This is a genomic window from Achromobacter aegrifaciens (assembly GCF_902859965.1).
Lineage (GTDB): Bacteria > Pseudomonadota > Gammaproteobacteria > Burkholderiales > Burkholderiaceae_B > Achromobacter > Achromobacter aegrifaciens.
Map to the genome: position 1 here is coordinate 1540519 of NZ_CADIKO010000001.1, position 19257 is coordinate 1559775.

General features: G+C 66.7%; 20 protein-coding genes and 1 riboswitch. Of the genes, 9 read left to right on the forward strand and 11 right to left on the reverse strand.

Going from position 1 to position 19257, the window contains the following annotated elements:
* Positions 1–52 precede the first annotated feature (52 nt).
* Complete coding sequence (locus HV793_RS07165; protein ID WP_013390823.1) at positions 53–523, forward strand: Lrp/AsnC family transcriptional regulator; 471 nt, start codon at positions 53–55, stop codon at positions 521–523.
* An 8-nt stretch (positions 524–531) separates the two neighbouring features.
* Here HV793_RS07165 and HV793_RS07170 read toward each other — a convergent pair whose 3' ends face one another.
* Positions 532–1452 (reverse strand): bestrophin family protein, encoded by a 921-nt coding sequence (locus tag HV793_RS07170; protein WP_054455719.1) that lies wholly within the window; start codon positions 1450–1452, stop codon positions 532–534.
* Positions 1453–1556: 104 nt separating this feature from the next.
* Between HV793_RS07170 and HV793_RS07175 the strand changes: the two genes are divergently transcribed.
* Complete coding sequence (locus tag HV793_RS07175) at positions 1557–2078, forward strand: SET domain-containing protein (RefSeq protein ID WP_054455721.1); 522 nt, start codon at positions 1557–1559, stop codon at positions 2076–2078.
* 111 nt (positions 2079–2189) lie between these two features.
* Positions 2190–2344, forward strand: a riboswitch (FMN riboswitch).
* 111 nt (positions 2345–2455) lie between these two features.
* Entirely contained in the window at positions 2456–3175 is a 720-nt protein-coding gene (gene ribB, locus HV793_RS07180) for a 3,4-dihydroxy-2-butanone-4-phosphate synthase (protein WP_175212922.1), read from the forward strand.
* Positions 3176–3213: 38 nt separating this feature from the next.
* On the opposite strand, the gene HV793_RS07185 is transcribed toward ribB, so the two are convergent.
* Entirely contained in the window at positions 3214–4413 is a 1200-nt protein-coding gene (locus tag HV793_RS07185) for an arabinose transporter (protein ID WP_175212923.1), read from the reverse strand.
* Between the two features lie 149 nt (positions 4414–4562).
* Here HV793_RS07185 and HV793_RS07190 point away from each other — a divergent pair, with 149 nt between their 5' ends.
* The gene (locus HV793_RS07190; RefSeq protein ID WP_125473684.1) at positions 4563–5240 is read left to right on the forward strand and encodes a TetR/AcrR family transcriptional regulator; all 678 of its coding nucleotides are present in this window, start codon (positions 4563–4565) and stop codon (positions 5238–5240) included.
* A 21-nt stretch (positions 5241–5261) separates the two neighbouring features.
* Here HV793_RS07190 and HV793_RS07195 read toward each other — a convergent pair whose 3' ends face one another.
* The 7 genes from HV793_RS07195 to HV793_RS07225 form a co-directional block, all read right to left on the reverse strand.
* Positions 5262–5771 (reverse strand): nucleoside 2-deoxyribosyltransferase, encoded by a 510-nt coding sequence (locus HV793_RS07195; protein WP_054455939.1) that lies wholly within the window; start codon positions 5769–5771, stop codon positions 5262–5264.
* 5 nt (positions 5772–5776) lie between these two features.
* Positions 5777–6346: a flavin reductase family protein gene (locus HV793_RS07200; protein WP_054455727.1), complete on the reverse strand. Its 570-nt coding sequence runs from the start codon at positions 6344–6346 to the stop codon at positions 5777–5779.
* Positions 6347–6356: 10 nt separating this feature from the next.
* Complete coding sequence (locus tag HV793_RS07205) at positions 6357–6815, reverse strand: nuclear transport factor 2 family protein (RefSeq protein WP_082401097.1); 459 nt, start codon at positions 6813–6815, stop codon at positions 6357–6359.
* Positions 6816–6950: 135 nt separating this feature from the next.
* Positions 6951–7562, reverse strand: coding sequence for an NAD(P)-dependent oxidoreductase (locus HV793_RS07210; protein ID WP_054455731.1), 612 nt, complete (start codon positions 7560–7562; stop codon positions 6951–6953).
* A gap of 262 nt (positions 7563–7824) precedes the next feature.
* Positions 7825–8751, reverse strand: coding sequence for a 2-dehydropantoate 2-reductase (gene panE / locus HV793_RS07215; protein ID WP_054455733.1), 927 nt, complete (start codon positions 8749–8751; stop codon positions 7825–7827).
* Between the two features lie 51 nt (positions 8752–8802).
* Positions 8803–9732, reverse strand: coding sequence for a DedA family protein/thiosulfate sulfurtransferase GlpE (locus HV793_RS07220; RefSeq protein WP_054455735.1), 930 nt, complete (start codon positions 9730–9732; stop codon positions 8803–8805).
* 134 nt (positions 9733–9866) lie between these two features.
* Entirely contained in the window at positions 9867–10508 is a 642-nt protein-coding gene (locus tag HV793_RS07225; RefSeq protein ID WP_119449791.1) for a hypothetical protein, read from the reverse strand.
* A gap of 728 nt (positions 10509–11236) precedes the next feature.
* On the opposite strand from HV793_RS07225, the gene HV793_RS07230 reads away from it, so the two are divergent.
* Genes HV793_RS07230 through HV793_RS07250 form a run of 5 tightly spaced genes read left to right on the forward strand, consistent with a single transcriptional unit; the run spans position 11237 to position 17208 of the window.
* On the forward strand, positions 11237–12268 hold the full coding sequence (locus HV793_RS07230; protein ID WP_082401099.1) for a BMP family protein: 1032 nt from the start codon (positions 11237–11239) through the stop codon (positions 12266–12268).
* Positions 12265–13794, forward strand: coding sequence for an ABC transporter ATP-binding protein (locus HV793_RS07235; protein WP_175212924.1), 1530 nt, complete (start codon positions 12265–12267; stop codon positions 13792–13794). The genes HV793_RS07230 and HV793_RS07235 overlap by 4 nt, the downstream gene beginning before the upstream one ends.
* A gap of 49 nt (positions 13795–13843) precedes the next feature.
* On the forward strand, positions 13844–14917 hold the full coding sequence (locus HV793_RS07240) for an ABC transporter permease (RefSeq protein WP_054455738.1): 1074 nt from the start codon (positions 13844–13846) through the stop codon (positions 14915–14917).
* Between the two features lie 10 nt (positions 14918–14927).
* Positions 14928–15878, forward strand: a complete 951-nt coding sequence (locus HV793_RS07245; RefSeq protein ID WP_175212925.1) for an ABC transporter permease — start codon at positions 14928–14930, stop codon at positions 15876–15878.
* 49 nt (positions 15879–15927) lie between these two features.
* Complete coding sequence (locus HV793_RS07250; protein ID WP_175212926.1) at positions 15928–17208, forward strand: amidohydrolase family protein; 1281 nt, start codon at positions 15928–15930, stop codon at positions 17206–17208.
* Positions 17209–17241: 33 nt separating this feature from the next.
* On the opposite strand, the gene HV793_RS07255 is transcribed toward HV793_RS07250, so the two are convergent.
* Together HV793_RS07255 and HV793_RS07260 are read right to left on the reverse strand one after the other, a co-directional pair.
* Positions 17242–18075 (reverse strand): AraC family transcriptional regulator, encoded by an 834-nt coding sequence (locus tag HV793_RS07255; protein WP_119449788.1) that lies wholly within the window; start codon positions 18073–18075, stop codon positions 17242–17244.
* A 79-nt stretch (positions 18076–18154) separates the two neighbouring features.
* Entirely contained in the window at positions 18155–19228 is a 1074-nt protein-coding gene (locus HV793_RS07260) for an extracellular solute-binding protein (protein WP_119449787.1), read from the reverse strand.
* Between the last annotated feature and the right edge of the window lie 29 nt (positions 19229–19257).

Genomic DNA, 19257 nt, shown 5'->3' on the forward strand with positions numbered 1-19257 from the left:
GATAACCGATGAACGGAGTAAATTTATCTTTGATTTTAAGGAATCAAAGAAAATGAACCTGGACAAATTTGATCTCGCCATACTCAAGGTGCTGCAGGACAACGCGCGCGCCAGCCTGAACGACATCGGCGCGGCGGTGGGCCTGTCGTCCACGCCGTGCTGGAACCGCATCAAGCGCATGGAAAGCGCAGGCGTCATCCGCGGCTATACGGTGGACATCGATCCGGCCAGTCTGGGCTTCATGGACACAGTGATCGTCCACGTCACTTTGGAGAGCCACAGCGAGGAAACGCTGTACGAGTTCGGCCGGGCGCTGGCGCAGATACCCGAGGTCCTCGAAGCCTTCCTGGTCTCGGGCGACTACGACTATTACATCCGCATCGCCGTGCGCGACACCCGCGACTACGAACGGCTGCTGCGCGAACAGCTCTACCGCATCCCGGGCATCCGGCACAGCAAATCCTGCTTTGTGCTGCGCCGGTTGAAGGAAACCAAGCTGCCGTTGACGGGATTGGCGGAATAGGCTCCGCCCTAGCGCAGCACGAAATCCACCGGCACGGCGGGCTCGGGCAGAGGCCGCACGCCCAGGCCTTCCAGGAGGTCGATCTCGATCACCCGGGCCAGCGCCGACAGCGGCAGGTCGTTCTCGTCGGAGCCGAAGGGGTCTTCCAGTTCATCACCCACCGCGTCCAGGCCGAAGAAGGTGTAGGCCACGATGGTGACGGCCGCCGGCATCATGTATTCCAGCGTGCCCACCAGGCCGAAGGGCAGCAACAGGCAGAACAGCCAGGCCGTGCGATGCAGCAGCAGCGAATAGGCGAAGGGCGAGGGCGTGAACTTGATGCGCTCGCAAGCCGCCTGGATGGCGGCGCAGGCGGCCACGCGCTGGGTCAGGGCCTGGTACAGGATGTCGCTCAGCTCCCCGCGCCGCAGACAGGCCGCCAGGTCGCGGTTGATGGCCATGAGCAGGGCGTCAGGCACGTTGCGGCAGCCGTTGAGGGTCTCGGCCTCGTCCTGCTGCACCCAGGGGCGCGCGGCAGAAGCCATGTCTTCCTGACGCAGCCGCGCCGCCAGCGCGTAGCCGAAGCCGATGCAACGGCGCACGATGCGTTCCTGCACCGGGTTGGCGGTGCTGGCCGCCAGCAGCACCGCGCTTTCGCGCGCCAGGCTGCGCGCCTGCACGATCAGTTCGCCCCATTGCTTGCGCGCTTCCCACCAGCGGTCGTAGCAGACGTTGTTGCGAAAGCCCATGAACACGGACAGGGCCAGGCCGAACAGCGAGAACGGCACCGCCGACAGATGGGCGGGCGAGAACCATGCCTGGTGGTACATCCACACCACGAAGCAGGACAGCGCCGTGATGACGAGGATGCGGCTGAGGATCCGCGGGATGATGGACCCGCGCAAGACAAAGAACAAAGCCAGCGCGGAAGGACGCGGACGGACAATCATGGTGCTAACCGGAGGAACAAGGCGGCGCACACTATACGCCCATCAAGCTGTCAAAAACGCGCCGATATAATTCTGTTTCGTCTCACCGCCACTTCCATCGAGCAATGACCAACGAAGACACCCCGATCAAGCCCTGGTATGCCGTCCGCCGCTCCAAGCTGCACGGCAACGGCGTCTTCGCCGCGCGCAAGATTCCCGCGGGCACGCGCATCATTGAGTACGGCGGCGAGCGCATCAGCGCCAAGGAAGCCGACCGCCGTCATCCGACCAATCCGGACGATCCCTTCCACACTTTCTTCTTCGCACTGAGCTCCGGCCGCGTGATCGACGGCGGCGACCAGGGCAATGATGCGCGCTGGATCAACCATTCCTGCCAGCCCAACTGCGAAGCCCAGGAAGGCAAGCACGGCAAGCGCGTCTACATCGTCGCGCTGCAGGACATTCCGCGCGGCACCGAGCTGTCGTATGACTACGGCCTGGTGCTGGACGGCCGCATCACCAAGAAACTGAAGGAAGGCTACCGCTGCCTCTGCGGCACGCCGCCGTGCCGCGGTACCATGCTGGCGCTGCCGGCCAAGAAGAAAAAGAAAGCCGACGAGCCCGAGGCCGTCGAAGCCGGCGCCTGAGCATCGGCGGGGTCCGACCCCGCCCCGCCGAAGACCCCAGGCGCAGCGAGCGTATTCCGGCCCCAGCCCCGGACAGGCGTACAATCCGCAAGGTCGTTAACACGACATGCAGTACGTCTTCAGGGCGGGGTGTAATTCCCCACCGGCGGTATGCCATGCAATATGGCGAGCCCGCGAGCGCCCGGCGTCCTTCACGGACACCGGGGTCAGCAGATCTGGTGAGATGCCAGGGCCGACGGTCATAGTCCGGATGAGAGAAGATGTGCCGGCACAACGGTAGCACCGGGCGCACCCGCGCCCGGACTGCCGTATTGCGTTCGGCTGTCGAGTAGCCCTGAAACGTTTTTCGCCCCTTTCAACTTGCGAGAGCGTTTCAAATGTCCAACTTTACCCTTACCCCGCAGTCCCCCAACCCCAGCCTGGCTTCGCAGCCTTTTGCCGCCCGCTTGCAGCGCGCCCTGCATCATCTGCGCCTGGGCCGTCCCGTCATTCTCATGGACGATTTCGACCGCGAGAACGAAGCCGACCTGATCGTGGCCGCCGACAAGCTGACCGTACCCGTGATGGCGCAGCTGATTCGCGACGGCAGCGGCATCGTCTGCCTGTGCCTGCCCGGCGAAACCCTGGACCGGCTTGAATTGCCCCCCATGGTCCAGCGCAACCAGAGCCGCTTTGCCACCGCCTTCACCGTTTCCATCGAAGCGCGCGAAGGAGTCAGCACCGGCGTGTCGGCCGTGGACCGCGTCACCACCATCCGCGCCGCCATTTCGCCGTCGGCGCAAAGCGATGACATCGTCAGCCCGGGCCATGTGTTCCCGCTGCGCGCCCAGCCGGGCGGCGTGCTGACCCGCCGCGGCCACACCGAAGGCTCGGTGGACCTGGCCGTGCTGGCCGGCCTGCGCCCGGCCGGCGTACTGTGCGAACTGATGAATGCCGACGGCACGATGATGCGCGGCGCCGCGCTTGAGCGCTATGCCGCGCAGCACGGACTGGTGGCGCTGACCATCGCGGAACTGGCCGACCATCTGCAACAGCTGAAGGACGGCCAGGCCGAGGCGATCGACGACGAAGTGCTGGAGATGGCCGCGACGGTCTGATCTTGAGCAGGCGGCGCCGGAACCGGCGGCCGCCTTTTTTACCTACGCGTCCTGAGCGCCATGGCGACGACCATCGCCGCCAGCGCGCACGCGCCGCCCATCGCATACACCGCGCCATAGCCTTGCTCGCCGGCCAGCCAGCCCGCCGCCGGGCTGCTCAGTCCCAAAGCCACGTCCAGGAAGGCCACATACGCCCCCATGGCAGCGCCCCGGCTGGCCGCCGGCACGCGGCGCACGGCTTCCACGCCAAAAGCGGGGAATGCCAGCGAATAGCCCGCGCCCGTCAGCAGCGCGCCGGCATAGGCCCATGCCGGCGTGGTTCCGGCCCAGATCAGCCACTGCCCCGCCGCTTCAATCAGCACGCACACCAGCGCCACGCGTGCGCCGCCCAGCTTGTCCGGCAGGCCGGCAAAGAACACCCGCGCCAGGATGAAGCCCACGCCGAACGCAGTGAACATCCACGCTGCGCCATCCCAACCACGCTGCGAAAACAGCAGGCTGACGAACGCAGTGATCACGCCAAAGCCGACGCTGGCCAGCGCCAGGCCCGCGCCGGGCAGCAGCACCAGACCCAGCACTTTGTAGAAAGGCGTACGCACGCCGCCTGCCGCACGCACCCCGCGCAAAGGCAGCACCAGCGCCAGGGCCGCCAGGGGAATCAGCGCCGTGGCCCAGGCGATACCCGCAAAGCCCGTGACGCCGTAGAGCCGCATGCCGGCGGGCGCGCCCAGCGCATAGGCGGCGTAGATCGCCACGCCGACCCAGGCCATCACGCGGCCCGCGTTCTGCGGCCCCACGCGGCCCACGCCCCAACTCAGGGCGCCGGTGACGATCAGGCTTTCGGCGCAGCCCATCAGCGCGCGTCCGGCCAAGAGCGCGGCCAGCGCCGCCTGCGGCCGCGCCGACAGGTCATCGGCCAGCAGATAGAACAGGCCCGCGATGGAGCCCAGCACAAAACCGCCCACCACCGCACGCTTGGCGCCGCGGCGGTCGGCAAGCGAGCCCGCATAGGCGCGCGACAACAGGGCGGCGGCGAACTGCAGGCCGGCCACCACCCCGACCACCAGCGCGCCCAGCGCCAGCGTGCCGTCCACATACAGAGGCAGCACCGGCATGGGCAGGCCAATCATGAAGAACCCGACGAATACCGCCAGCGCGAGCGGCAGCACTTGCGCGAAGACAGAGCGCACGGGCCCCTGGGCCGCGGGCATGGCCCCGGCCGTCGATGAATGCGACATTGAATTTCCTTAAGTGAGAGATGCGCAAACCGGAACCAGTTTGAAAACCGCCGATGGCATAATCCCCGTGTGCGGGCGATGAACCGGATTGCCTGCTGGAAATTTTATGAGCCATTGCTCATATTCGATACTCGCCTTTCACAGTACCCATGACCGCCATCCCACAGCCCCGGAAATCGCCGCGCCAGCTCAGATCCCAGCACACCGTAGAGACGATTTTGCAAGCCACGGCTCGCGTTCTGGCCACCCACGGCTATGCGGGCACCAATACCAATCTGATCGCGGAAACAGCCGGCGTCAGCGTCGGCTCGCTGTATCAGTACTTCCCCAACAAGAACGCCCTGATCGCGGCGCTGCACAACCGCCACGACAACCAGATGCTGGACGTCATCGACTCGGTCCTGGACAGCAATCCCGCGGCCACGCTGCGCGAGCGCGTCGCGGCCATCGTCGAGGCGATGCTGCACGCCCACCTGCTGGAACCCGCGCTGCACCGCGTGCTGGAAAGGGAGTTTCCGCTGTTCGACCAGCCGCACGAACACAGCCGCGCGGACCAGGATATCCACAGGCGCATGCGCCATCTTCTGGAACTGCATCGCGCCGAAATCGCGCAGCAGGACCGGGATCTGGCGACCTATGTGGTGTTGCGCATCATGGAGTCACTGGTGCATGCCGCGGCGCTGGAACCGCCCGCGGGATTCTCGACGCAGCAGTTGGAACAGGCCGTGGTCAACGCGGTGATGGGATACCTGGGCGAACCCGCCGCGCGCCGCGCGCCGCCGAAGGCAGCGAAGGCAGCAAAGGCAGCGAAAACGGCGCGCAGCTAGCCGCGCCATGGTTCGGGACGGTCAGCGTCCCGGTTCGCGGGCCATCTGCGCCAGGCAGTCGGCGGCGCTGCCCGTGACGATGCGGGCGCTGCACGCCAGCATCAGATTCAGGTTCAGGCCGAAGTCTTCCACGGTGTAGCCCTCGGCATCGACCATGCGCGATGCGCCGTCGTCTGCCGCAGCCCCCACCGCCACCTGATCGATCAACGAGCCTGCCTGGCCGGTGTAAGCCCATACCGGCTTGCCGCAGGCGATGGCGTAGCCGACTTCAAATGCCGTGCCCGAATCGGGTTCGGCGCCGCGAAACGGATTGAGGTTCGCCATCACCATGTCCGCGCGCCGGATGAGCGCGACGTTCTCGCGATAGATCCATTGGGCCAGCGCCTGGCCGGACAAGCCCTGCGGCGCTTCATTGTCCAGCGGAAACAGGCCGTCGAAACCGTAGGTGGCGCACAGCGCCTTCAAGCGTTTGCCGTGCGCCGCCGCATCAGGCAGGAACACGTCGAAACCCGCCAGATATACGCTGCGCATCATGGTTACTCCGGATCGGAAACGTTGAAGGCTTCGCCGGTGGCGAAGAAGGAGCCGCCCGCCACGTAATGGACCGAACGGCGCTCGTCGTCGGGGAAATGCCAGCGATTGCCGGAAAACACTTCAGGCGCGGCCCACGCGGCCACGACTTCGCCGATGAAGAGGTCGTAGGCCTGCTGGTTGTGCGGTTCGGGCACGACGCGGCATTCCAGCCAGCCCAGGCAACCGCTGATGAGCGGCGCGCCGATCTTGCTGGCGGGGAAGGTCGTCAGGCCGCTGGCCTGGAATTTGTCTTCGTCGCGCCCGGAATCGGTACCCACCCGCAGCGTGGCGCGGGCCTGCGCGCGCGACGGGATGCACAGCGCGAATTCGCCCGACGCCTCGATCAGACCGCGCGTGTAGGTGTTCTTGTCCACCACCACCAGCATCTTGGGCGGACTGAAGTCCAGGGGCATGGCCCAGGCGGCCGCCATGACGTTGCGCGCATCGCCATGGGCGCTGGTCACCAGCACCGTGGGGCCGTGGTTCAGCAGCAGATAGGCGCGGGACAGGTCTACGGGTTCGATGCTGGACATGCGGCGCTTCCTAGAACATGCCGTTCTTGTTGGCGGGGTTCTCGGGGATTTCCTGGCTCACGTCCCAGTGTTCCACGATCTTGCCGTCTTCCACGCGGAAGATGTCCATTACGGCCTGACCCCGGTCTTCCGGCGAATCGCGCCACAGGTTGTGGATCAGCACCAGGTCGCCCTCGGCGATCACGCGCTTGATTTCAACGATGGACTGCGGATGCTGCTCGAAATAGGCGGGAAAGAAATCCACCAGCGGACCAACGCCATCCTGCATGTAGGGGTTGTGCTGGACGTAGTTCGGGCTGACGTACAGGCGCACCGCCTCGTCGACGTCGCGGTCCTGGAACATCATGCGAAAGAACGCCACCACGAGGTCCTTGTTGGACTGGGGTGCGGCCGCGCTAGCCGGCGCGGCTGCCAGACAGGTGGCGGCAACCAGCAGACATAGGGCCAACGATTTCAACTTCATACGCATACGGGGCAAACTCAGGTGTCGGAACGCCGGCTGGCGGTGCGCCAGTTTACAAACAAAAACATGGATTCCGGGCCTAGGCCCCCAATGGAAAAGGGCCTCTTGCCGAGGCCCTTCGTGATCCGCGGACGGCCAGGATCAGTAGCCGACGGTATAGCGGCGGCGCGAATGCTTGGGCGTTTCGAGTTCATCGACCAGCGCAATGGCATAGTCTTCCATCGAGATCCAGCTCTTGCCTTCGTCATCGGCCAGCAGGGTGTCATCGCCCAAACGGAACTGGCCGGTGCGCTCGCCCGGCTCGAACAGCGCCGAAGGCGACAGGAAGGTCCAGTTCAGCACTTTTTCATGGCGCAGCGTGTCCAGGAACACCACGCCGGCGCGCGCCTCGGGCTTGTAGGCATCGGGGAATTCGGGGGTGTCGATCAGCATCTTGCCTGGGGCGACCAGCAGGCTGCCCGCGCCGCCGACCACCAGCAGGCGCGGCACGCCCGCGTCCTTCACGGCGCTCAGGAGCGGCTTGGCGTCCGACGATACGAAGCGCGACGCGCTGATCACGGCGTCGTGGCCCTTCAGCAACGAGGTCAGCGCTTCGGGATCGGTGGCGTCGCCCTGCTTGATGGTCAGGCCGAGCTGCGGATTCACGTCGGACAGGTTGCGGGCGATGCCCGTGACCTGGTGGCCGCGCTTGAGCAATTCGTCCGCCACGCGCGAACCCACGCGGCCGGTGATTCCGATCAATGCAACTTTCATGGTCTTGCTCCTTGGGTAGGGGAGCCAGGGCCGCCGCAACTTGCGGCGCAACGCTCCGGCTCAGGCAAAGCCATACTATTCGTACAAATCCGATCAAAAAACCCGTAAAACCGGATGAGTTTTTTGCAATTTATGCACCAATACCTGGCAAACCCGCCCGGAACGAACCGAAGAGGCAGCCCTGCCGGCGTCTTCGCCGCCGTCAGGCCAGTGTGCTCCCGGCGGCCCCGCTTGAACAGGGGGCCGCCAGACAGGGCGGCGTTCAGGCCGCGGCGCGCTGCGCCTGGTAGACCTGCAGATGCGCGTAAGCCGTGCGCAGGTAGGTCGCGTCCACGCCCAGGGTGCGGGCGCGCCGCACCATGTCGCCGACGATGTGGTCGGCCTCCACCGGCAGTCCCTGGCTCAGGTCGCGGAACATCGACGCGGTGACGGGCTGGGTACGGTCGGTAATCAGCTTGCGCGCCGAGGCGTCAGCCTCCGGCCGCACGGCGTGGCCCGACGCCGCGGCAACGGCCTGCGATTCCTGCAGCAGCCCGCTCATGATGTCGATGCCGTCGTCGGTAGAGGCAATCTGCCCGACCGAGCCGCGCATCAGGCAGGTGGCTGCGGCCAGCGTGGTCAGGAACACGTATTTTTCCCAGATGTCCTGGTAGATGTCGGTGCTCAGGCGGCTGACGTATTCGCCGCCGGCCAGGGCCTGTTCCAGCGCGACGCAGCGTTCGCTGCGGGCGGGGCCGGCGCGCTCGCCGAAGACGATGTTGGCGTACTTGCCCAGATGCACCACTTCGCCCTCAGGGCCCAGGGTGGCGTTGATCTGGCACAGTCCGCCCAGCACACGATGCGGTTCGAATTCGCGGTCCAGCACGTCGTACTGCAGCACGCCGTTCATGATGGGCAGCACGGCGGTATCGGGCCCGACCGCGGGACGGATGGCCTCGATGGCGCTGGCCAGGTCATAGGCCTTGCAGCTCAGCACCACCACGTCGTAGCTGCCTTGCAAGGTCTGTTGCGTGACCAGCTGCGGCTGCAGCGTGGCATCGCCCAGCGGGCTCTTGATGCGCAGGCCCTGTTCGCGGATCCGCGCGGCGCGCGGCTCGCGCACCAGGAAGGTCACGTCCGCGCCCGCCTGGGCCGCCCGTCCGCCAAAGTAGCCGCCGGTGCCGCCGGCGCCCAAGAACAAAATCCGCATGCCTGTCTCTCCTTGTAGGCCGCCCGCCGTCTGCGCGGGCTCATGGCGGAATTATGCGCCTTGCGGGGGGAGCGGGTGTTCGTGCTCCTGCCAGGCTTGGTAACCGCCGCGCAAGGCCCAGGTCTTGGGGTAGCCCGCGGCGCGCAGCCGCGACGCCAACAGCGCGGCCGACACCTCGTTGGGGCAGGCGCAGTACACGACGATGTCGGATTCCAGCGCCTGGGCATCCAGCCGGGGCAAGGGCGCTTTCAGGTCCACGGCGATGGCGCCGGGGATGCGCTGCTCTTCGCGCACCGCCTCGGGGCGCACGTCGAACACCAGCGCATTGCGGCCGTCCTGGCGCCACTGCATCAGCTCGTCCACTGACAGGCGCGGAATCACGCGCAGGCTGCGCAGCAGGATCCGGCGCCGCAGGAAGCGCGCCAGGATGTACAGCGCCAGCACCGCCGCCAGCACGCCCAGCCCCATCGCACCGTAGGTGCCGAGGATTTCCAGCACATCGTTGACCACGTTGTGGAACAGGCCGCCCAGCAGCAGGGCCGAACCCGACCAGATCAGGGAGCCCACGATGTCGTAGCCCAGGAAACGACGGTAGGGCGTACCCGTCAGGCCTGCCATCACGGTGGACAGCGCCCCCGCGCCAGGCAGGAACTTGCACACCAGCAGCGCGCGCACGCCGATGCGCAGGTACAGGCGCTGCGTCTGCCGGATGCAGGAGTCCTGCGACAGCGACATCTTGCAGATCACGCCCAACAGGCGCGAGCCGTAGCGCTGGCCGGCCACGTACCACAGGCTGTCGGCCAGCAGGCAGGCGACCGTAGCCGCCATCCAGGGCACGAGCCACCCACCCGCGCCGGCCAGAGCGCCGGCGGCAATCAGCATGGGATAGGCGGGCACCGGCAGGCCGGCCTGCTCGACCAGCACGTTGGCGAACACCAGCCACCCGCCGTACTGTTCCAGCAGCAGTTGTATATCTTGCATGGGTCTTCCAGCTTGCCGCGCCACGCGCGCGGCTCATGCCTGGGATTTTAGGCGCGCGGGCCCTGGATCGGGGTGTGGGCAGCCGCAACGGCCCGTTCCATGCATCGAATTTCGTTCAGTCTGGGCTGGACGGTTCAAATCGCCGCGCATTCAGCCCATCTCGCTGGCAAGGAGTCGTGATGGACGAGCCAGCGGTTGATGCCCGGATCGATCCAATCCAGGACCTCCTGGATATCGCCATGGATATCCTTCACCGAAGGCTCTACCCACAGCAGCGGTTCATGGTGCATGACCCGGTTGCGCAAATCCCGAATGCGGTTCAGGGACGAACTGATCGGGCCACGTCGGCGCTTGGCTTTCGGACAGGTGGGAAAGGCCAGGAGGAGGCGCCCCCATAACGTGCGCCCATGCTGGGCATTGAACAGCCGCGTCCACGATCCAAAAGTCAATTCGGCAACGATCTTGTCAGTAGTGACGCGTTCCCGGCGTCGCTGGATCTTGATCCCCGCGTCTCCCACCGCCACGTGCAGCCACTCGAACTCAGGGGAGGGCAGACCATTCCACCAGTCGGCGCTTCCCATCGACCTGCTCAGGCTTCGATGGACGGCGTTGCGAAGAACGATCTCCATTGTCTGCAAGGCGGGCATCAGCGCCTGCGCCAACCGGACATTGTGATCGTAGGCAACGGCCGCCCGCAACGCGTCTCCGCCATAGCTGTTCAGATAGCGCCCCATTCGCGGGGCGGAGAACACCGTTTCCCGCAGTTTCCATTCCATTAGTCCTATTCTCCCCTTCCAAGCAGGGCGCTCCTGCACCATCGCCGAAAGCTTGGTTGAAAGTCATGCTCAAAAACGGTACAGTCAACGCGCTGCCCTAGAAAAGCCACTCCCAGATGTGAATGCTGGTGATGCAACTAGGTCCGAACGATGGCCCCACTTCGGTGGGGCCTCCCTATTTGTGCGACCGATACGTCAAGTCGGCCCGCACCGCCGCCACTCTCTCAGACTGGCGTGTACCTGCCCGCTCTGTTTCCTTCGCCAGTGTGCAAACAGAGTTCAAGGCCCAATAATGAAGCGTCGCCAGGATTCTTGCCCCCTGCCCAGATGAAATTTCAGACTCCCTGAACTTTGACCTGGTTACGCACTCTGTCCACCCCTTGGCAGACACGCACCGCTCTGGTGCCACCAATCCCCGCCAGGGTGCCTATAATCCTGCCCGGCCATCAGGTTTCCCCGACTTGTCGCGGGAATGCCCCATGGCATACAAATTGCTTCGCCAGGGCTGGCTGCGAACCCGACCATTCGGATGGGTGCGCCTCCTGGCGCTCCCATCCGATGACCGATCCCACGCCCTCGTTCCCGTACGCTAGCCCCGGCACGCCTGCCAGCGGCTCCCATAGGGAACCGGGCGCTGCCGCGCGCGCAGCAGCGGCGCGCAGGACGGCGTCGAACGCGCATCGCCTCCAATTCCCATCCCTTTCCCTCCCTTCGCAGGAGTCACCCGCATGAAAGCCTCTTCCACCCCGTCCGTCGCCGGCATCGCCCGCCGCGGCCTGCTCAAGCTGGCCGCGGCCGCCGCCGGCGCGCTGATGTTCTCGGGCGCCGCCCTGGCCCAGGCGCCCGCCAAGACCAAGGTCGCCGCCATCTACACGGTGCCGGTCGAACAGCAATGGGTGTCGCGCATCCACAAGGCGCTGGTCGCGGCCCGCGATCGCGGCGAGATCGAATACACGTTCTCGGAAAACGTCACCAACGCCGACTACGAGCGCGTGATGCGCCAGTACGCGGAACAAGGCAACAAGCTGGTGGTGGGCGAGGCCTTCGCCGTGGAAGCCGCCGCCCGCAAGGTGGCCAAGGACTATCCGCAGACCGCTTTCCTGATGGGCTCCTCGGGCAAGCCGCAGCAGCCCAACTTCTCGGTGTTCGACAACTACATCCAGGAACCCGCCTACCTGACCGGCATGATCGCCGGCGGCATGAGCAAGACGGGCAAGATCGGCCTGGTGGGCGGCTACCCCATTCCCGAAGTGAACCGCCTGATGCACGCCTTCATCGAAGGCGCCAAGGAAGTGAATCCGCAGGCCGAGTTCACCGTGACCTTCATCGGTTCCTGGTTCGATCCCCCGAAGGCCAAGGAAGCCGCCTTCGCCATGATCGACAAGGGCGCGGACGTGCTCTACGCCGAGCGCTTCGGCGTGTCGGACGCCGCCAAGGAACGCGGCAAGCTGGCCATCGGCAACGTCATCGACACGCAACAGCAGTATCCGGAGACCGTCGTCGCCTCGGCGCTGTGGAGCATGGAACCCACCATCGAGGAAGCGCTCAAGCAGGTGCGCGCCGGCACGTTCAAGGCCGACGACTACGGCCAGTATTCTCTGATGAAGCACAAGGGTTCGTCGCTGGCGCCGCTGGGCACCTTCGAAAGCAAGATTCCCGCCGACCTGATGGCCAAGGTCCAGGCCAAGCAGAAGGCCATCCTGGACGGCAGCTTCAGCGTCAAGGTCAACGACAAAGAACCCAAGTCCTCGGCACGATGAACCACGCGCCTCTCGCCCTGCAACTGACGGGGATCACCAAACGCTTTGGCAGCCTCACGGCCAACGACGACATATCGCTCACGCTGCGCCAGGGCGAAGTGTTGGCCTTGCTGGGCGAGAACGGCGCCGGCAAATCGACCCTGGTGTCGATCCTGTTCGGCCATTACGTGGCCGACGCCGGCAACATCGAAGTCTTTGGCCAGGCCTTGCCGGCCGGCCGGCCCGACGCCGCGCTGGCGGCCGGGGTCGGCATGGTGCATCAGCACTTCACGCTGGCCGACAACCTGACCGTGCTGGACAACATCATGGTCGGCACGGAATCGCTGTGGAAGCTGGCGTCCGGCCGCGGCAAGGCGCGCCAGCGCCTGGTTGAACTCGGCCAACGCTTCGGCCTGGGCGTGGACCCGGACGCGCGCGTCGGCACGCTGTCGGTCGGCGAGAAGCAGCGAGTCGAGATCCTGAAGGCGCTGTACCGCGGCGCGCGCGTCCTGATCCTGGACGAGCCGACCGCGGTGCTCACGCCGCAGGAAGTGCAGGACCTTTTTGCCACCCTGCGCGGCTTCGTCGATGAAGGCCTGGCCGTGATCTTCATCTCGCACAAGCTCGACGAAGTCATGGCGGTGTCGGGCCGCGTGGCGGTGCTGCGCCAGGGCAAGCTGGTGGCCGAGCGCGAAACCGCCAGCACCAGCCCGGCCGAATTGGCCGAGCTGATGGTGGGCCGCAAGGTCGTCATGCCGCACGCCGAAGCCGTGGCCGCGGCCGAGCAGGCCGCGCCCGTAGTGACCTTGTCTCAAGTGACCGTGCGCGACGGTCGCGACGGGGCGACGCGCCTGGACAGCCTGGACCTGGTTGTCCACAAGCACGAAATCGTGGCGATCGCAGGCGTGGCCGGCAACGGCCAGCAGGCGCTGGTGTCGGTGCTGACCGGCCTGCGCCAGCCCACCGACGGCACCATCCGCCTGGGCCCCGAGCATGCGGCGGCGCCCACGACGCCGGCCGGCTGGACCGCGGCCCACGTCGGCCGCATCCCTGAAGACCGCCACGGCGAAGGCGTGATCGGCGACAGCCCCTTGTGGGAAAACGCCATTGTCGAAGACCTGAAGGACCCGCGCTTCGCGCGTTGGGGCCTGATCCGGGCGCGTGCCGGCAAAGCCTATACCCAGGTCCTGGCCAAGCAGTTCGACGTGCGGGCCGCGTCGCTGGACGTGCGCACCCGCAGCCTGTCCGGGGGCAACATGCAGAAGCTGATCCTGGGCCGCACGCTGGCGCGCGAACCGCGCTTCATCGTGGCCGACCAGCCCACCTGGGGCCTGGACATCGGCGCGGTCGCCTATGTGCGCGAGCAGTTGCTGGCAGCGCGCACCCGTGGCGCAGGCGTCCTGCTGGTATCCGAAGACCTGGAAGAGATCTTCGCGCTGGCCGACCGCATCGCCGTGCTGTGCGGCGGCAAGCTGATCGCCGTGAAGCCGGTGTCCGAATGGACGCCCGCCACGGTGGGCCTGGCCATGACGGGCACGCAGGGATGAAAACCCGCTGCGTCCCGCGCGTCTCCACTACCTATCGAGCATTACTCGCATGAAACTGATCCTGGAACGCCGCCCGGAGCCCAGCCGCCTGGCGCTGGCCCTGGCGCCCTTCGCGGCCATCGCCTTCACGCTGGCGGTCTGCACCCTGCTGGTGGCCTGGGCTGGCGCCCCCGTGGGCCGCACCTATGCCTTGCTGTTCGAAGGCGCGTTCGGCTCGCGCTTTGCGCTGTCCGAAACACTGACCCGCGCCACTCCGCTGATGCTGACCGGCCTGGCCTGTGCAGTGGCATTCCGCGCGCGCTTCTACAACATCGGCGCCGAGGGCCAGCTATATCTGGGCGCACTGGCCGCGGTGGCGGTGGGCGGCCTGCATGACGGCACCGGCTTCGACCTGCCCGTGCCCGCGCTGTTTGCCGGCATGATGCTGGCGGCAGCCCTGGCCGGCGCCTTGCTGCTGCTGATCCCCGCCATTCTCAAGACCCGGCTGGGCGTGGATGAAGTGGTGACCACGCTGCTGGGCAACTTCATCGTGCTGCTGTTCGTGTCGATGATGCTGGACGGCCCCATGAAGGATCCCATGGCCATGGGCTGGCCGCAGTCCGTGGCGCTCAACGGCGACCTGGAGCTCGGCAAGCTGATCGAGCGCACCCGCGCCCATACCGGCCTCTTGTGGGCGGCCGGCCTGGCGCTGGGGCTGTGGCTGCTGAATCGCTATACCGTGTTCGGCTTCCAGATGCGCGCGGTCGGCGCCAACGCGCACGCCTCGCGCTTCCTGGGCTTGCCGGTGAATCGCGTAATGCTGGGCACCGCCATGCTGTCGGGCGCGCTAGCCGGCCTGGCGGGCGCGATCGAAGTGGCCGGCCGCACCGGCTACGTCACGCTCGACATGTCGCCGGGCTATGGCTACACCGGCGTGGTGGTCGCCATGCTGGCCGGCCTGCATCCGCTGGGCGTGATCCTGGCCAGCCTGTTCGTGGCCGGCATGCTGGTGGGCGCGGACAGCATGAGCCGCGCCATCGCGGTGCCGAACTACATCGCCGACGTCATCGTCGCCACTTCGTTGCTCGCCATGCTGGTCGCGACGCTATTTGCGCAGTACCGCCTGCGCCGCAACCGGGCCTGAGGAGCGCGCCATGGAATGGATGGATCTGATGAGCTCGTCGGCGTTCTGGGTGGCGGTACTGCGCCTGGCGACGCCGCTGATACTGGGCACGCTGGGCGTGCTGCTGTGCGAGCGCGCGGGCGTGCTGAACCTGGGCATCGAAGGCATCATGGCCGCCGGCGCCTTCACCGGCTGGCTGGTGGTGTACCTGGGCGCGCCGCTCTACGTGGGCGTGCTTGCAGCCGCGTTTGCGGGCGCCGTGTTCGGCCTGCTGCACGCCGCGCTGACCGTGCCGCTGGGCCTGTCGCAGCACGTGTCCGGCCTGGGCGTGACGCTGCTGGCCACCAGCCTGAGCTACTTCGCGTACCGCGTCACGTTTCCCAGCGTGAACACGCCGCCCACGATCACGCCGTTTGCGGAAATGAAGTTCCTGGACGGCATTCCGCTCATCGGGCCGGTGCTGGCGGGGCAGACGCCCATGACCTTGCTGGCCCTGGCCGCGGTGCCGATACTGGCCTGGGTGCTGAACCGCACGCCCGTCGGCCTGGCGATCCGCATGGTGGGCGAAAACCCGGCCGCGGCCGAAGGGCAGGGCCTGTCGGTGACGCGCCTGCGCATGGGCGCCATCGTGGCAGGCTCCGCACTGATGGGCGTGGCCGGCAGCTTCCTGACGCTGGCGGCGTTCAACGCCTTCTTCTTCAACATGGTCAACGGCCGCGGCTGGGTTTGCGTGGCGCTGGTGGTGTTCGCGTCGTGGCGGCCCGGCAAGGCGCTGCTGGGCGCGCTGATCTTCGCCTTCTTCGACGCGCTGCAATTGCGCATGCAGCAAGGCGGCGCAGCGCTGCCCGGCCTGCCGGAGTTGCCGTACCAGGTCTATTTGATGCTGCCCTACGTCCTGTCCATCCTCGCCCTGGTGGTGATGGCGCGCCGCGCCGCCTACCCGCAAGCCCTGATGAAGCCCTACCGCAAGGGAGAGCGCTGAAGGTTGCGCGCAGTACCATGAACAACAGAAACCTTCCGCAAGGACTTCCATGCTCGATCTGATTCTTAGACACTGCACGCTGCCCGATGGCCGCCAGAACATCGACATCGGCATCGCCGGCGGCCGCATCGTGGCGCTGGAGCCGGCGCTGAAGGCCGAGGCCGCGCAGACCGTGGACGCGGCGGGCCAGTTGGTGGCGCCGCCTTTCGTCGACGCGCACTTCCATATGGACTCCACGCTGTCCTTCGGACTGCCGCGCGTGAATCAGTCCGGCACGCTGCTGGAAGGCATCGCGCTGTGGGGCGAGCTCAAGCCGCTATTGACGCAGGAAGCGCTGGTCGAGCGCGCGCTGGCCTATTGCGACTGGGCCGTGGCGCGCGGCCTGCTGGCCATCCGCTCGCATGTGGACGTGTGCGATCCGCGCCTCCTGGCCACGGAAGCGTTGCTGCACGTGCGCGAGAAGGTCAAACCCTACCTGGACCTGCAACTGGTCGCCTTCCCGCAGGACGGCGTGTTGCGCGCCCCCGCCGCCCTGGACAACCTCAAGCGCGCGCTGGACATGGGCGTGGACGTGGTGGGCGGCATTCCGCACTTCGAACGCACCATGCAGGACGGCGCGGAATCGGTGCGCATCCTGTGCGAACTGGCGGCCGAACGCGGCCTGCGCGTGGACATGCACTGCGATGAAAGCGACGACCCGCTCTCGCGCCACATCGAGACGCTGGCGTACCACACGCAGCGCCTGGGCCTGCAAGGCCGCGTGACGGGTTCGCACCTGACGTCCATGCACTCCATGGACAACTACTACGTCTCCAAGCTGATTCCGCTGATGCGCGAAGCCGGCGTGTCCGCCATCGCCAACCCGCTGATCAACATCACGCTGCAAGGCCGCCACGACACCTATCCGAAGCGCCGCGGCATGACGCGCGTGCCCGAGCTGCTGGCCGCTGGCGTGCCCGTGGCTTTCGGCCATGACTGCGTGATGGACCCCTGGTACAGCCTGGGTTCGGGCGACATGCTGGAAGTGGCGCACATGGGCCTGCACGTGGCCCAGATGACGGGCCAGGACGCCATGCGCGCCTGTTTCGAAGCCGTCACCACCACGCCGGCCAGGATCCTGGGCCTGGACGAGACCGGCCTGGCCGTCGGCAAGCGCGCCGATCTGGTGCTGCTGCAGGCGCGCGACGCCGTCGAGGCGCTGCGCCTGCGCGCCACCCGCCTGATGGTGCTGCGCGCGGGGCAGGTAGTGGCGACCACGCCGCCCGCCACCGCCACCCTGAACCTGCCAGGCCGTCCGAGCCAGGTCAGCTTCCAGACGCCGGCCCGCTGAGCGCGTCGGGCGCGGCGCTCACACCGCCGCGCCTTACTTCAGCGGCATGCAGATACGCGTCTGCAATTGCGCCGGCGGCGTGGTGCGCGGGTCGTTCAGGTACTGCTCGAACATGGGAAAGTCCGCCGGCACCTCGCCGCTGGCCGGCAGCCATTGCGAGAACATCCAGTTGTAGGCCTTGTCCATCTCGTTATAGGGCCCGGTGTACGTCAGGATGGCGCAACGGCCTTCCGGAATCTCGAAGCGCTCCAGCTCGCCGCCCAGGTCGGCGTCCGGCGCCACCGACATGCCGGCCATGGACCGCAGCTGACTCGCAGGTACCTGCTCGGGGTCGTCGAAATACACGCCGTAGCCGATGGACTCCGGCTGCGCGATGCCGCGGCTGACGGCCAGCATGAAGGCGCGCGTGAACAGCGGGCCGATTTCCTGATAGCTGCCGCGATGCGACAGGACCGCCAGCGTCGCGCCCGGAAAGGTTTCGATCTTGATGGGATACATGCCTAGCTCCTGTGGGTCGAAGGGACGGGAGCGGACAGCCCGGTAGCGCCCCGGCGATATGCCGAAGGTCGCGCCGAATGCCCGGTTGAACGCTGCGTCCGACTCATAGCCGGCGCGCTGCGCCACCTCGCGCAAGGAAGCCTCGGAATTCCCCAACGCCACCGCCGCGCGGTGCATGCGGATGCGCTGCACGGTGGCGTTCACCGTCTCTCCCATCATGGCGCGGTAGACGCGATGGAAGTGGTACGGCGACAGGCAGGCCAGCTCGGCCAGCCGGTACAGGTCCGGATCGGCGTCGGGGTGGCTCGCCAGCCAGCGCAGGACGGGTTCCAGGCGCTGGCCATAGTGGTTCAGGGTTGCAGGCTTCATGCGGTCTCCTTGGAGAGCAATGTAGCGGGCCGGCCTTTGCAGATTTTGCGCTTTTTGCCCGCCCCCGGGCAGGAGGCCGTCAGCGCCCGATCTCCCGGTTCCAGCGCGCGTTGAACGCGGGCCGGGTCTCGTTGATCTGATCCCAGTTCGGTATCTTGGCGTTCGACATATAACCCTGGAATCGCTGCAGCGCGTCCGCGTGGCCCGCTGGCGCCAGCACATTGCGGTTGGACGGGAAATGCCCGCCCATCTCCAGCGCCTTCGCTTGCGCCTGCTCGGACAGCAGGTAGAGCGCCAGCTTCTGCGACAGCTCCGGTTCGCTATTGCCGGCGACCACGCACTCGCCCACCATCAGGATCATCGAGCCCTCCCTGGGCTGCGCATATTCCACATGCACGCCGCGCTTCTTCAGGCGGGTGATGGCCGTGGGTGTCCAGGGAAACAGCACCGCCTCGTCGGCCTGCACCATGTCGGCCAGGCGCGCCGAATCCGGCAGGTATGCACGCACGTTCGGGCCGACCACAGCCGGCCAGTGCGCGAAGCCCGGTCCATAGTTCTGATCGTCGCCGCCCAGGATGCGGTTGATCATCAGGAACGCGTGCAGACCGAAGGTGCTGCTCGAAGCCGACTGGACCACGACCTGGCCCCGGTACTTCGGATCGGCGAGGTCCATCCACGACGTCGGCGGCGCCCAGCCCCGCTCGGCGAACACCTTGGTGTTGTAGCCCAGGCCAGTCATGCCGATGTCGATGCCCGCGGCCATGCGGTCCTTCTTCAGGGCGGTGGGGTACAGCTCCTTCAGCACCGGATCTTCGTTGAGCTGCGTGCACAATCCCATGGAAATCGCGCGCGCCATGACGCCGTCGTCCAGGAACATGAGATGCAGCCGCGGCTTGCCCTTGTCGGCCTGGGCGCGCGCCAGCACCTCGGTCGACATGCCCGGCACCACCACGATCCTGACGTTGTGGGCGCGCTCGAAATCCGGAAATACGTACTGCGAGAACGCGCGCGCCATGTCGCCGCCGTTCATGCCCACGTACAGCGTGGTCTGCTGCGCCGCCGCCCCGGCCGACAACAGCACCGCCAGAGCCGCGCCCAGCAGCCGCCTGCCTGCGCCCAGGCGGCGCTGCCCATCTTGTTTGTTACGCGTCATAGAGTCTCCTGCATGGGCTCATGCGACCT

Coding starts and splice junctions, on each gene's coding strand:
- HV793_RS07165 (WP_013390823.1), top strand. CDS start 53: ATGAACCTGGACAAATTTGATCTCGCCATACTCAAGGTGCTGCAGGAC.
- HV793_RS07170 (WP_054455719.1), bottom strand. CDS start 1,452: ATGATTGTCCGTCCGCGTCCTTCCGCGCTGGCTTTGTTCTTTGTCTTG.
- HV793_RS07175 (WP_054455721.1), top strand. CDS start 1,557: ATGACCAACGAAGACACCCCGATCAAGCCCTGGTATGCCGTCCGCCGC.
- ribB (WP_175212922.1), top strand. CDS start 2,456: ATGTCCAACTTTACCCTTACCCCGCAGTCCCCCAACCCCAGCCTGGCT.
- HV793_RS07185 (WP_175212923.1), bottom strand. CDS start 4,413: ATGTCGCATTCATCGACGGCCGGGGCCATGCCCGCGGCCCAGGGGCCC.
- HV793_RS07190 (WP_125473684.1), top strand. CDS start 4,563: ATGACCGCCATCCCACAGCCCCGGAAATCGCCGCGCCAGCTCAGATCC.
- HV793_RS07195 (WP_054455939.1), bottom strand. CDS start 5,771: ATGCGCAGCGTATATCTGGCGGGTTTCGACGTGTTCCTGCCTGATGCG.
- HV793_RS07200 (WP_054455727.1), bottom strand. CDS start 6,346: ATGTCCAGCATCGAACCCGTAGACCTGTCCCGCGCCTATCTGCTGCTG.
- HV793_RS07205 (WP_082401097.1), bottom strand. CDS start 6,815: ATGCGTATGAAGTTGAAATCGTTGGCCCTATGTCTGCTGGTTGCCGCC.
- HV793_RS07210 (WP_054455731.1), bottom strand. CDS start 7,562: ATGAAAGTTGCATTGATCGGAATCACCGGCCGCGTGGGTTCGCGCGTG.
- panE (WP_054455733.1), bottom strand. CDS start 8,751: ATGCGGATTTTGTTCTTGGGCGCCGGCGGCACCGGCGGCTACTTTGGC.
- HV793_RS07220 (WP_054455735.1), bottom strand. CDS start 9,732: ATGCAAGATATACAACTGCTGCTGGAACAGTACGGCGGGTGGCTGGTG.
- HV793_RS07225 (WP_119449791.1), bottom strand. CDS start 10,508: ATGGAATGGAAACTGCGGGAAACGGTGTTCTCCGCCCCGCGAATGGGG.
- HV793_RS07230 (WP_082401099.1), top strand. CDS start 11,237: ATGAAAGCCTCTTCCACCCCGTCCGTCGCCGGCATCGCCCGCCGCGGC.
- HV793_RS07235 (WP_175212924.1), top strand. CDS start 12,265: ATGAACCACGCGCCTCTCGCCCTGCAACTGACGGGGATCACCAAACGC.
- HV793_RS07240 (WP_054455738.1), top strand. CDS start 13,844: ATGAAACTGATCCTGGAACGCCGCCCGGAGCCCAGCCGCCTGGCGCTG.
- HV793_RS07245 (WP_175212925.1), top strand. CDS start 14,928: ATGGAATGGATGGATCTGATGAGCTCGTCGGCGTTCTGGGTGGCGGTA.
- HV793_RS07250 (WP_175212926.1), top strand. CDS start 15,928: ATGCTCGATCTGATTCTTAGACACTGCACGCTGCCCGATGGCCGCCAG.
- HV793_RS07255 (WP_119449788.1), bottom strand. CDS start 18,075: ATGAAGCCTGCAACCCTGAACCACTATGGCCAGCGCCTGGAACCCGTC.
- HV793_RS07260 (WP_119449787.1), bottom strand. CDS start 19,228: ATGACGCGTAACAAACAAGATGGGCAGCGCCGCCTGGGCGCAGGCAGG.